10 protein-coding genes are annotated in these 11,796 nt (G+C 60.1%); 6 read left to right on the top strand and 4 right to left on the bottom strand.

Annotated elements, in window-relative coordinates:
* Positions 1–99 precede the first annotated feature (99 nt).
* The 4 genes from GKKCFE_RS16120 (at position 100) to GKKCFE_RS16105 (ending at position 3,894) form a co-directional block, all read left to right on the top strand.
* The gene (locus tag GKKCFE_RS16120; RefSeq protein ID WP_047228496.1) at positions 100–375 is read left to right on the top strand and encodes an HU family DNA-binding protein; all 276 of its coding nucleotides are present in this window, start codon (positions 100–102) and stop codon (positions 373–375) included.
* A gap of 225 nt (positions 376–600) precedes the next feature.
* Positions 601–2,472, top strand: a complete 1,872-nt coding sequence (locus GKKCFE_RS16115) for a SurA N-terminal domain-containing protein (protein WP_316911969.1) — start codon at positions 601–603, stop codon at positions 2,470–2,472.
* A 220-nt stretch (positions 2,473–2,692) separates the two neighbouring features.
* A complete protein-coding gene (locus GKKCFE_RS16110) occupies positions 2,693–3,631 on the top strand; it encodes a DUF2242 domain-containing protein (protein WP_445576826.1) in 939 nt (312 codons plus the stop codon).
* Positions 3,632–3,747: 116 nt separating this feature from the next.
* Positions 3,748–3,894: a hypothetical protein gene (locus GKKCFE_RS16105; protein WP_171061343.1), complete on the top strand. Its 147-nt coding sequence runs from the start codon at positions 3,748–3,750 to the stop codon at positions 3,892–3,894.
* 41 nt (positions 3,895–3,935) lie between these two features.
* Here the strand turns inward: GKKCFE_RS16105 and GKKCFE_RS16100 are convergent, their stop codons facing one another.
* Together GKKCFE_RS16100 and GKKCFE_RS16095 are read right to left on the bottom strand one after the other, a co-directional pair.
* Positions 3,936–4,973 (bottom strand): AraC family transcriptional regulator, encoded by a 1,038-nt coding sequence (locus tag GKKCFE_RS16100; protein WP_305466299.1) that lies wholly within the window; start codon positions 4,971–4,973, stop codon positions 3,936–3,938.
* A gap of 4 nt (positions 4,974–4,977) precedes the next feature.
* Entirely contained in the window at positions 4,978–6,108 is a 1,131-nt protein-coding gene (locus GKKCFE_RS16095) for a carbon-nitrogen hydrolase family protein (protein WP_439125111.1), read from the bottom strand.
* 209 nt (positions 6,109–6,317) lie between these two features.
* Between GKKCFE_RS16095 and GKKCFE_RS16090 the strand changes: the two genes are divergently transcribed.
* Together GKKCFE_RS16090 and GKKCFE_RS16085 are read left to right on the top strand one after the other, a co-directional pair.
* A complete protein-coding gene (locus GKKCFE_RS16090; RefSeq protein ID WP_047228491.1) occupies positions 6,318–8,357 on the top strand; it encodes an oxidoreductase in 2,040 nt (679 codons plus the stop codon).
* 199 nt (positions 8,358–8,556) lie between these two features.
* Positions 8,557–9,465, top strand: coding sequence for a 1-aminocyclopropane-1-carboxylate deaminase/D-cysteine desulfhydrase (locus GKKCFE_RS16085; protein ID WP_281460004.1), 909 nt, complete (start codon positions 8,557–8,559; stop codon positions 9,463–9,465).
* A 6-nt stretch (positions 9,466–9,471) separates the two neighbouring features.
* Here the strand turns inward: GKKCFE_RS16085 and GKKCFE_RS16080 are convergent, their stop codons facing one another.
* Complete coding sequence (locus tag GKKCFE_RS16080; RefSeq protein WP_107322278.1) at positions 9,472–10,020, bottom strand: cytochrome b; 549 nt, start codon at positions 10,018–10,020, stop codon at positions 9,472–9,474.
* Positions 10,021–10,209: 189 nt separating this feature from the next.
* A complete protein-coding gene (locus GKKCFE_RS16075; RefSeq protein WP_445576825.1) occupies positions 10,210–11,616 on the bottom strand; it encodes a type VI secretion system Vgr family protein in 1,407 nt (468 codons plus the stop codon).
* Between the last annotated feature and the right edge of the window lie 180 nt (positions 11,617–11,796).

Genomic DNA, 11,796 nt, shown 5'->3' with positions numbered 1-11,796 from the left:
ATAAAGCGGCTCTTAAGTGTCTGTAGGCCATTCAGCACTCGTTTTTGCTTTCACCAAAAAAACTTAGAATCATCTCAAATAGATATAAGGGGACTTAGAGTGAACAAGTCGGAACTGATTGATGCTATCGCTGCATCCGCTGATATCCCGAAAGCTGCTGCTGGCCGTGCGCTGGACGCTGTAATCGAATCCGTCACTGGCGCTCTCAAGGCCGGCGACTCCGTAGTTCTGGTTGGTTTCGGCACCTTCTCCGTGACTGATCGCCCAGCGCGTACCGGCCGCAACCCGCAGACCGGCCAAACGCTGGAAATCCCTGCTGCCAAAAAGCCTGGTTTCAAAGCTGGCAAGGCATTGAAAGAAGCTGTTAACGACTAAGGTTTCACCGAGTTTATCCGGGTCGGGGTCATGCCTGGCTTGGCAGCGGAGCGGTCATACAGCCGGTTTGTAGCCGGTGTGTCACGCCAGGACTCGCGGGTTTGAGTCCGGTCCGCTCCGCCAGTTACGAGAAGGCGCATCCTCGGATGCGCCTTTCTTCTATCCGGATTCTACCCACGCTCCACGGTTGCCTAAATTTGAAGTTCAACCGTTTCTGGGGGACGCATGCTGCAGAATATCAGGGACAATTCACAAGGCTGGATTGCCAAAACCATCATCGGGGTCATCGTCGTATTGATGGCGTTGACCGGTTTCGATGCCATTTTTCAAGCTACCACCAACAGTAATGACGCAGCCAAGGTCAACGGCGAAGAGATCAGCCAGAACGAGCTGAGCCAGGCGGTCGACATGCAACGCCGCCAGCTCATGCAACAGCTGGGCAAGGATTTCGACGCTTCGTTGCTGGACGAAAAAATGCTGCGCGACTCAGCGCTCAAAGGCCTGATCGATCGCAAGCTGTTGCTGCAAGGCGCGCAAGATTCGAAATTCGCCTTCTCCGAAGCCGCGCTGGATCAAGTGATCCTGCAAACGCCTGAGTTTCAGGTCGATGGCAAATTCAGCGCCGAGCGTTTCGATCAGGTGATCCGCCAGCTGGGTTACAGCCGCATGCAATTTCGTCAGATGCTGGCTCAGGAGATGCTGATCGGCCAGTTGCGCGCAGGTCTGGCGGGGAGTGGTTTTGTCACCGACGCCCAAGTGTTGGCCTTCGCCCGTCTGGAAAAACAGACCCGGGATTTCGCCACCTTGAATATCCAGGCCGACTCGTCGACGGTCAAACTGACCGATGATGAGGTCAAGGCTTACTACGATAAGCATGCCAAGGAATTCATGACGCCCGACCAGGTGGTCATCGACTACCTTGAGCTGAAGAAGGCTTCTTTCTTCGATCAGGTCAGCGTCAAGGATGAAGACCTGCAAGCGGCCTATCAGAAAGAAATCGCGAACCTGTCCGAACAGCGTCGTGCTGCGCACATCCTGATCGAAGTGAACGACAAGGTCACCGAAGCCCAGGCCAAGGCGAAGATCGAAGAGATTCAGGCTCGTTTGGCCAAAGGCGAATCGTTTGAGGCGTTGGCCAAGGAGTTCTCCCAGGACCCAGGTTCGGCGAACAGCGGCGGCGATCTCGGTTATGCCGGTCCGGGTGTCTACGATCCGGAGTTCGAAAAGGCTCTGTATGCGTTGAGCAAGGATCAGGTATCGGCACCGGTGCGTACCGATTTCGGTTTTCACCTGATCAAGTTGTTGGGAGTCGAAGCGCCTGAAGTGCCAACGTTTGCCAGCCTCAAGGACAAGCTTGTTCGCGAGCTGAAAACCCAGCAGGTTGAGCAGCGTTTCGTGGAGGCGACCAAGCAACTGGAGGATGCCTCTTTCGAAGCCTCCGACCTGGCACAGCCGGCTCAGGACCTGAAACTGACCGTCCACACTTCGGCGCCGTTCGGCCGTGAGGGTGGGGAGGGGATCGCGGCCAACCGCGCCGTGGTGACCGCCGCGTTCAGCCCGGAGGTACTGGATGAGGGTGCAAACAGCACCGCCATCGAGCTGGACCCGGAAACCGTGGTGGTGCTGCGGGCCAAGGAGCACCGCAAGCCCGAGCAAATGCCACTGGAAAGCGTGGACGGGGCCATTCGCGCTCAACTGGCGAAGGAACATGCCAGTGCGGCGGCCAAGACCCGGGCCGAGGAGTTGATTGCCGGTTTGCGCGATGGCAAGACGGCCCTGGATCAACCTGTCGACGGTCAGAACTGGAAGGTCATCGAAGCGGCGACTCGAAGCCAGGAAGGGATTGATCCGGCGGTGTTGCAGGCATTGTTCCGGATGCCTAAACCCGAATCGAAAGACAAGCCGACGTTCAGCAGTGTGACGTTGCCCGACGGCAGTCTGGTCATCGTGCGTTTGAACGGCGTAAACGAAGCGGCGGCGCCGAGCGATGAGGAGAAGGCGCAATACCGCCGTTATCTCGCTTCTCGTGTCGGCCAGCAGGACTTCGCTGCCTATCGCAAGCAGTTGGAGAGTGAGGCGGACATCGAGCGCTTCTAAGTGCTCTGATGTTTGCCCCACAACGACCCGGCCGAAAGGCCGGGTTTTTTGTGTCTGCTTGTTGCATCGGGCAGTATCTTCGTCGCTCCACCGAATTCGCGTCTTTTTCCCGCAAATAACCCCCAGTAGACTTGTAACCCGTTTGAGACAAGATTAGCCACGCGGCCTGGCAGCGTTCTGTTGCACAATACGCCCCGGATCGTTTTCCTCAGGATGTTCAATGTTCAAATCATTCCCTATGCGCACCGTCGGGTTGGCACTGGTGCTGGCCGCTGCAGCCGGTTGCTCGTCGAAGAAAACAGCTATTTACGAGCATGAAAACTTCGATGACTCCGGTACGTTCTCGCGTTCCTATTCAGTGAATGATGCGGCGACCTGCGAAGCCGGGCGCCGGGCATTGCTCAGCCAGGGCTACATCATTACCAGTAGCGATCCGAAGCTGGTCAGCGGTCACAAGAGTTTTCAGCAGACCGGCGAAACCCATATGGAGATCAGCTTCAATCTGGTCTGTGCTGAAGATAGTGGTCCCGGACACCGTGCGACCATGTTTGCCAACGCCTTGCAGGACCGTTATGCGCTGAAGAAAACCAACAACTCCGCCAGCCTGGGCGTGGGGGTGCTGGGATCGGTGTCGATGCCGATCGGCTCGTCCGATGATTCGATGGTCAAGGTTGCCAGCGAAACCGTGTCGTCGGCGAAGTTCTATGAGCGTTTCTTTGCCCTCGTGGAGTTGTTCCTGCCCCCCGAGGCGAAGAAACCCGTGGAAGAAACCGAAAAGCCCAAGGCTGAGCTTGGCGTTCCGGAACCCCAGGTCGAGCCGGCGGCGTTGTCACCGGTTTCTACTCCGCAGCCGACACCGATGCCTGTTCCTGCACCAGAGCCGGCACCGATGCCTGTACCTGCTCTTGCTCCAGAGCCGGAGCCGGCTCCCGAACCGGCACCAGCGCCAGTCGCGCCGGTGGAGGAGGCCACGCCCGCGCCTGCCGAGACTTCTCCGGCCAGTTCGGAGCCGGTCGCGCCGCCGGCAGAGCCCGCGCCCATCGCACCCAGCGAGCCTCAACTATCAGAGCCTGAGTCGTCGACGCAAGCCATTACACCGCCACCCTCCAGCGCCTTGCCGGCCCCCTCCGAGCCGATCCAGCCGCTTCCCGCCTCTTGATGCTCAGTGGCAAGGGTGGAAATCCCTTGCCACACCTGCACGCAGTAATTTCCCAGCGCTGTGCTACGTTTAATTCATGAAGCTTTTGCTTCATGTTTTGTTCATAAAGCGGCTTTATGCTGATTCCAGCGCCATCAGGCATCGGTTTCAACGTTACGTTATGGGAAGGATTCAAGATGGATGATTATCAGGAAGAGCTGCTGGAATATCAGGCGTATGAGCTTGATCCCCTGGAACCCGCCGAGGATGCGACAGAGCTGTAAATCCGCTAAAAACGACACGTTATCAGCGGCAGGTTTGCAGCCTAACTGCTTCTACGACTGCGCCGAAACTCGCCCGGAGTCTGGTTGTTCCAGCGCTTGAAGGCGCGTTGAAAGGCTTCCGCTGAGGCGAACCCCAGCAGGTACGCGATTTCACCGAACGCCAGTTCAGTGTCGCGAATGTAGGTCATGGCCAGGTCGCGGCGAGTGTCGTTGAGGATTGCGCGAAATTGCGTGCCTTCTTCGGCCAGTTTGCGACGCAGTGTCCAGGTCGGCAGCTTCAGACGCGCCGCCACTTCTTCCAGGTCGGGTTCCCGACCGCCGTTGAGCAAGGGCCCCAGCAGTTGGATGATGCGCTCGCGCAGGCTGCGGGTGCGCGTCAATTGCTCCAGCTCCCGTTCACACAACTGAACCAGGTGTCGCCAGGTGCCGGGGCAATGTTGGGGGTTGCGTTGGGCGAGACTGTCGAGTCCCAGGCGTAGCTGATTATGTTCGGCACCGAACTGGATCGGGCAGTCACCGAGCGCGCGATAGGCCTCCAGGTATACCGGTGCTTCGAACTCGATTTCCACACGTTCAGCCCTCAACGCGACAGCACTCACGCAGGACAGCTGCGCCAGCCAGCCGGCGATGATCGAATCCACGACGAAGCGGTTGTAGGCGTTATAGGGGCTGATGGAATAGAACCGCAGCCACGCGCCTCGGGCATCTTCATGAAAACTCGACTGACCGCGATAGTTGGAGCCGTACAGCGGCTCGAAGCGGATCATGCACCGCGCGGCTTCGCGCACCGTCGGTGCCTGAGCCGCCGTCACGCCTGCCAGCCCGGCCTGGCTCAAGCGGCTAAGTTGGCCCATGCGCAAACCCAAGGCAGGGTCCTGGGTCTGTTGGATGGCGGCGTGCCCCAGGCGCATGTAGCGCGGGATCGACAGACGAGCCCCGGGCTCGGCCAGGCGTGCCGCATCCAGACCGTATTGTTCAAGCAAAGGCTGGGGATCGTGGCCATGGCTGGCAACCGCATCGGCCAGGCTATGGACGAAGCTGACTGACAAGTCTCCCAGTCGCATCGGTTGCGGTTTCATGGTGTTACAGCCACAGGTTCAGCAGACGGGCGCCACGAGCTTCACCGTCGGGAAAATGCTCGCCGTCATGGCTGATGAAACTCTGCCCGGCGCTACCGTTGTCCCAGAACTGACCCCGCAGGAAGACACTGACGCCGCCCCTGGCCTGGCTGCTGGGCGGCTGGCTGGTCAGTGTCAGGCGATGCCAGGCCTGGCCTTCACTCACTTCCCCAGGCTTGAGGCTGACTTCGCTCGGTGTGGACAGGCCCCTATAGCCACCCCAGGGTTTTTCCCAGGTATGGCGACCGTTGACAAAGGCAGGCACTGCCACCAATTGCGCCCCCTGTTCATTCAACTGCCGATAATGAACCGGGTACCAACTGTCGCTGCCGATCAGCACGCCCAGGCGACCGGCAGGGGTGTCGACGACGCTGATTGTGTCCGGATGGTCTGGCCCAAGCACGCCCTGTTGCTCGAACATGGGGTGCTGTTGGCGCTGTGGCTGGCCCAGCGGCCGACCGTCGCGGCCGAACACCACGCTACTGTTGTACAACGGGCCCCGGCCAACTTTCAGTTGGCCATCGCTGACGCTTGGCTCGGGCAGCACGATGGAGCCGGCCACCAGAGTCACGCCGAACTCCTTGGCGAGTCCGCCGAACAGTGCCTGGTAGTCACGGGCCATGGTGTCGGCTTTCATGCGCAGGTAAGCATCGTCCAGCCGGTTGTCACCTTTTGCGCTGACCAGCGCCTGGATGAACGCCAGCGGGTTGCTGACCGCCAGCCAGTTCATCGCTTCCTTCAACGTGGCGGCCTGATACAACTCGTCTTTTTCCCCGGCGATCATCAACCAGGTGCCAATGTGCTCGGGCAAGACCACCACGGTTTTGTCATTGAGCAAGCCCAGGTCACGAGCGGTTTGCAGATAGGCCGCCAGTTTGCGGTGCAGGCGTTCGGGGCTCTGGTAGTCGGTGGGGAACAGTTCGGGCTGGATGCCCAGCAAGTTGCCTTGATCGGCGGGGGTGCCCTGGTTCACCGCCAGATTGATGCGAAGGTCTGACAGGTAATGACCCGCCGGACGATCCACCGTCCACAGTGCGTAGGTGATCAGGGCGGCAATCAAGGCCAGTGACAACAGCAGGTACAGAAATTTGCGCATGGGGAACAGTCAGCGGCCGTGTGCGGATTCACTGACTAGGGTAGGGCCCACGATGGGGTGTTGCCAAGGGGCGTTGCGCATTTGGATCATTAAGTTGTCAGTTACGGCCATTGAGCACGCAGCTTCCCGCTCTTAGGCTGTTTGGCATGACTGATGGAAGCCGCAGAGCCTCCGCATTTTTTCCGTGATCGCCCGTTGTGGAGTTATCGATGACCACCCCTCATTACCCGCACCTGCTGGCCCCGCTGGACCTGGGTTTTACCACGTTGCGCAATCGCACCCTGATGGGGTCGATGCACACGGGTCTTGAAGAAAAACCCGGTGGTTTCGAGCGCATGGCGGCGTATTTTGCCGAGCGCGCGCGTGGCGGCGTGGGGCTGATGGTCACCGGCGGAATCGGGCCGAATGACGAGGGTGGCGTTTACTCCGGCGCGGCCAAGCTGACCACCGAGGAAGAAGCCCTCAAGCACCAGATTGTGACCCGTGCCGTACATGAGGCCGGCGGCAAGATCTGCATGCAGATTCTCCACGCCGGGCGCTATGCCTACAGCCCCAAGCAGGTGGCGCCGAGCGCGATCCAGGCACCGATCAACCCGTTCAAGCCCAAGGAGCTGGACGAAGAGGGCATCGAAAAGCAGATCAGTGATTTTGTCACCTGTTCGGTCCTGGCCCAGAAAGCCGAGTACGACGGTGTCGAGATCATGGGCTCGGAAGGTTATTTCATTAACCAGTTCCTGGCGGCCCATACCAACCACCGCACCGATCGCTGGGGCGGCAGCTATGAAAACCGCATGCGCCTGCCGGTGGAAATCGTGCGTCGGGTGCGTGAGGCGGTCGGTCCCAACTTCATCATTATCTTTCGCCTGTCGATGCTCGATCTGGTGGAAGGTGGCAGCAGTTGGGATGAAATCGTTCAGTTGGCCAAAGCCATCGAGCAGGCCGGGGCGACGATCATCAACACCGGTATCGGCTGGCACGAGGCGCGGATTCCTACCATCGCCACCAAGGTTCCGCGGGCGGCGTTCAGCAAGGTCACAGCCAAACTGCGCGGCTCAGTGAGTATTCCGCTGATCACGACTAACCGCATCAACACCCCGGAAGTGGCCGAGCAGATCCTGGCCGAAGGTGACGCCGATATGGTGTCCATGGCGCGGCCTTTCCTGGCCGATCCGGAGTTCGTCAACAAGGCTGCCGCCGGGCGCGCGGATGAAATCAATACCTGCATCGGCTGTAACCAAGCCTGTCTGGACCATACCTTTGGCGGCAAGCTCACCAGTTGCCTGGTGAACCCGCGGGCGTGCCATGAAACCGAGCTCAATTACTTGCCGGTCACACAGGTGAAAAAAATCGCTGTGGTCGGTGCCGGTCCGGCCGGTTTGTCCGCTGCTACCGTGGCGGCCGAACGGGGTCATCAGGTGACGCTGTTCGATTCGGCCAGCGAAATTGGTGGCCAGTTCAATATCGCCAAGCGGGTGCCGGGCAAGGAAGAGTTCTTCGAAACCCTGCGTTATTTCAAGCGCAAGTTGCAGACCAGCCACGTCGAGCTGTGCCTCAACACGCGGGTGGATGTCGCGCAATTGGTCGCGGGCGGTTTTGACGAGATCATCCTGGCCACCGGTATCGCACCGCGAGTGCCGGCGATTCCCGGGGTGGAGCATGCCAAGGTCCTCAGCTACCTGGATGTGATTCTGGAGCGCAAGCCAGTGGGCCGCAGCGTCGCGGTGATCGGGGCCGGCGGTATCGGCTTCGACGTGTCGGAGTTCCTGGTCCACCAAGGGGTTGCCACCAGCCAGGACCGTGAAGCGTTCTGGAAAGAATGGGGGATCGATACCCTGCTCCAGGCGCGCGGCGGTGTGGCGGGTATCAAAGCCGAGCCCCATGCCCCGGCGCGGCAAGTGTTCCTGTTGCAGCGCAAGAAATCCAAGGTGGGCGACGGCCTGGGCAAGACCACCGGCTGGATTCACCGCACGGGCCTGAAGAACAAGCAGGTGCAGATGCTCAACAGCGTCGAGTACCTGAAAATCGATGACGAAGGCTTGCACATCCGCATCGGTGAAACCGGCGAGCCGCAGGTGCTGGCCGTGGATAACATCGTGATCTGCGCCGGCCAGGATCCGTTGCGTGAGTTGCAGCAAGGCCTGGAAGCCGCAGGGCAAACCGTCCACCTCATTGGTGGTGCCGACGTAGCGGCAGAACTGGATGCCAAGCGGGCGATCAATCAGGGTTCGCGATTGGCGGCGCAGTTGTAAAGACCGAATCTTCGGGGGCTGAGCCCCTGTGGGAGCGAGCCTGCTCGCGATAGCGATGAGTCAGTTGCATGAGTGTTTACTGACCCACCGCCATCGCGAGCAGGCTCGCTCCCACAAGGGGTTGCAATGAACACAGGCACTGAGGTCATCCGCGACCTAGCTGTTAAACTTGCGGCTCGTCCCGATTCGGCCTGCTGCAATGTTGCTTTCCTGCCTCGACTGGCACCCCCAACCCCGCCTGGAGCTCCTTCATCTGGACTGGCTCGCCCGTGCCGGAATAGAAGTGGCGGTGCTGCGTCTGGACCAGATTGACCCCCTGATCAGCGGCAACAAGTGGTTCAAGCTGGTTCACCATGTGCGCGCTGCCCATGAGGCCGGTGCCAAGGGGATCATGAGCCTGGGCGGTGTCTATTCCAACCATCTGCATGCGCTGGCGGCGGCTGGCAAGCGCTTCGGGTTCCCAACGGTCGGGCTGCTGCGCGGCCATCCCCAGGAAACGCCGACGGTCCTTGACCTCAAAGCGTTCGACATGGATCTGCACTGGCTGGGTTATGGCGGATACCGAGGGCGGCACGCCGCGGATTTCTGGCAACCCTGGCAGGCGCAATACCCGCACCTGCATCCGGTGCCTGAGGGCGGTTCAGGGTTGTCCGGCGCGCAGGGTTGCATGGATTGGGTGGCCGGGGCCCGTGAACAATTGGCGGCGTTGGGCTGGGTGGATTATCACGGCTGGTGGCTGGCCTGCGGTACCGGGACCTCCCTGGCGGGGCTGGTGTTGGCTGAAGCGGGGGAGCACCCGGTCTACGGCGTGTTGGCTGTGCCTGCGGATCACGGCGTGGCGCAGCAGGTCGAAAGCATCGTGGGGCAAGCAGGTCTCTGCAACCCGCGTTATGAGTTGTTCGACGGCAGCCGTGGCGGCTTCGCCCGGGTCGACGCCGAACTCGTCGCCTTCATCCACGCCACTGGCGCCATCGAACTGGAGCCGCTGTATACCGGCAAGGCGTTGATGCTGCTCAAGGCGCGGGTCGAGGCCGGACAGTTTGCTCGCGGCACCCGCTTGATTTTCGTTCACACCGGCGGCTTGCAAGGCCGCCGAGGGTTTGAATAACCAGCGTCAACCGCGTTTGGGCATCATCCGCAGCAGGGTGTTATCGCGCACGATGTAGTGGTGGTACAGACCCGCCAAGGCATGCAGGCCAATCAGCCAGTAGCCGATGGTGCCTCCCAACTCATGCCAGCCCTCCAGTTGTTTGGCAAAGTCTTTGTCCTGATCGATCAGCAGTGGCAAATCGAAACCATAGAACATCACCTGATGCCCTTCGGCACTGGTGATCAGCCACCCCAGCAATGGCATGGCGATCATGAACAGGTACAACGCCCAGTGCATCAGGTGGGCAAGGAAGGTCTGCCAGGCAGGCGAGGCGGGAAAGATGGCTGGAGCCTTCCCCATGCTGCGGGCGAACAGGCGTAGCCAGACCAGCACAAACACGGTCAGGCCGAGCATGAAGTGAGCTTCTTTGATCAGGGTCCGGCCGTCACTGCCTTTGGGGAATATCCCTCGCAGTTCGATGCAGGCATAAACCACGGCCAGTAGAATCAGCATCAGCCAATGCAGGGAGACCGTGACGGTACTGTAGCGGTTTTCCGAGCTTTTCCAGGGCATGCAGGTATCTCCAGTCATCAGGTAGAGCACCGTCTTATGCGGCGTAGTGCTCCTACTGTAAGCCCGTTTTTTCGGGTTCGCTTGAGCCAGATCAGTTTCGCCAGTATGAACAACCCCGATCAATGCATTCACAGGATGGCGGCTGTTGCGCCGCCGCGCGGGAGTAAGTGCCCTGGTCACGCAAGGAGGTCAGGGTGTCAGGTCTGGCGGATTCAGGAGCCAGTCCAATAGCAGCCTTGTGTCATTTTGACCCTGCACCGGTTTCGTTTGTATGGCGGGCTGCCCACCGCCGACATCGCCTACCCCCAGGCATAGCACCGGTCGGTCGGGGTCACCATCGAGAAAGCTCACCAGCACTACGCTGCCGGTCCTCAGGGCGGGCCGCTCATTCAGCGTCAGGCGTGACACCGGCAGGGTGATGCCTTCGTTATCCGGGGTCCACAGGCTGACAGTGACACGGCCGCGGTGATCGGGGCGTGTCGGCTGATGGTCAGGGTCGAGTACGTACGCGAGGTGATAGCCGGGGATGCAGGGTCTTGGATGCTTGAGGGCAGGCCTGAATACGGTGGACCATGGGATGGCCGAAAACCGGTTACGGTAATCGCGGGTCGCCGGTGTGGGCGACAGATTGGTTTCAAGGATGGAAAATTGCCGTCCGCGATGCTGGATATCGGTGATCAGCCACTGGTCGTTGAAAGTGGACTCCGGATGTTCACTGATCTGCACGATATGACCGCTGCGCAGGAAGGGCTGGTGGCTCTGGCCCTGGATTTCCCGCTGTCGACAGCGCAGCCGCTCAAGTCTGCGGCGGCCGGCCTGGTAGCGATGAGCCAACGTCGGACTGCTGCGTATCGTCTCGTGATTTTCACCTTCGAAGGCGTGATTGGCCGCGCTGTCTCCGGCTTGGCTTGTGTCGCGATCACTGAAACCGGCCGGCAGGCCATGGGTCATTGCGCAGTGTCGCTGGTACACCTGCCTGAGGGCTGGTTGCTGGCCAGGATCAGGGCGCAGGTTCAGTTCGACCGGACGGGCGGGAAAACTTTTCGGGTCTTCGGCGAACACCAGGACATGGCCATGAACGGTGTGTTCGAAGTGGTAATGAATGCCTTCTTCTTCACACAACCGGTGCAGCAACTCCAGATCGCTCTCCTCGTACTGGATACAGAACGGGCGGCACGGGTACTGCCCATGGGGCAGTTCAAAGCGGTAGCTGTGGGCCGGCAGCGCATTGTCTTCCAGCAGTCGATGCAGGATCTGCACAGCGCTAAGCCGGTAGAAAACCCGTCGCCGTGGGCCCTGTTCCAGGCGCTGGAGGTACGGCACCAGCGTCAAGCGATAGCCGATGCGCTGTGGGGCATGGCTCGTCACGCCGACGCTGTGCACAACGCCATGCACACCGCATTCGCCATCGAGGCGCAGGAAGGCAGGCTGGTCCAGCAACGTGTCGGGATTGATCGGCGGCGACAGCCCGATCAATTCAAGGTCGAAACGGTATGGCTGGTTGAGCGCTTCGCGACCGTTAAACCTCAGGACTTGCAGGCGCAAATCGCTTTGCGTGAGGGTCAGGCTGAAAGGACTTTCCGATTCGTTGCGCATCGCGGTTCTTACTGGCTGGGAAGATAAGTTCACGAGAGTACGAAACCGCAGGAGGAAAGGGGGCCCCAAATCGCCATTTCAGAAACTCCCTACAGCACGTCGGGGAAATGTTGATTCATCGGCGGTGATTTTTTGGTCGATCAGCCGGTTTAGGCCGTATAAACTTGCGCCACAGCGCCG

The organism is Pseudomonas sp. E141 (genome assembly GCF_052659885.1).
The sequence above is the reverse complement of the archived record's forward strand: the minus strand, read 5'-3'. Positions and strand labels throughout refer to the sequence as shown.

Excerpts from the sequence above, each read along its gene's own strand:
- GKKCFE_RS16085 (WP_281460004.1), top strand. The coding sequence starts at position 8,557 with ATGTTGCTTTCCTGCCTCGACTGGCACCCCCAACCCCGCCTGGAGCTC.
- GKKCFE_RS16100 (WP_305466299.1), bottom strand. The coding sequence starts at position 4,973 with ATGAAACCGCAACCGATGCGACTGGGAGACTTGTCAGTCAGCTTCGTC.
- GKKCFE_RS16105 (WP_171061343.1), top strand. The coding sequence starts at position 3,748 with ATGCTGATTCCAGCGCCATCAGGCATCGGTTTCAACGTTACGTTATGG.
- GKKCFE_RS16095 (WP_439125111.1), bottom strand. The coding sequence starts at position 6,108 with ATGCGCAAATTTCTGTACCTGCTGTTGTCACTGGCCTTGATTGCCGCC.
- GKKCFE_RS16075 (WP_445576825.1), bottom strand. The coding sequence starts at position 11,616 with ATGCGCAACGAATCGGAAAGTCCTTTCAGCCTGACCCTCACGCAAAGC.
- GKKCFE_RS16080 (WP_107322278.1), bottom strand. The coding sequence starts at position 10,020 with ATGCCCTGGAAAAGCTCGGAAAACCGCTACAGTACCGTCACGGTCTCC.
- GKKCFE_RS16110 (WP_445576826.1), top strand. The coding sequence starts at position 2,693 with ATGTTCAAATCATTCCCTATGCGCACCGTCGGGTTGGCACTGGTGCTG.
- GKKCFE_RS16115 (WP_316911969.1), top strand. The coding sequence starts at position 601 with ATGCTGCAGAATATCAGGGACAATTCACAAGGCTGGATTGCCAAAACC.
- GKKCFE_RS16090 (WP_047228491.1), top strand. The coding sequence starts at position 6,318 with ATGACCACCCCTCATTACCCGCACCTGCTGGCCCCGCTGGACCTGGGT.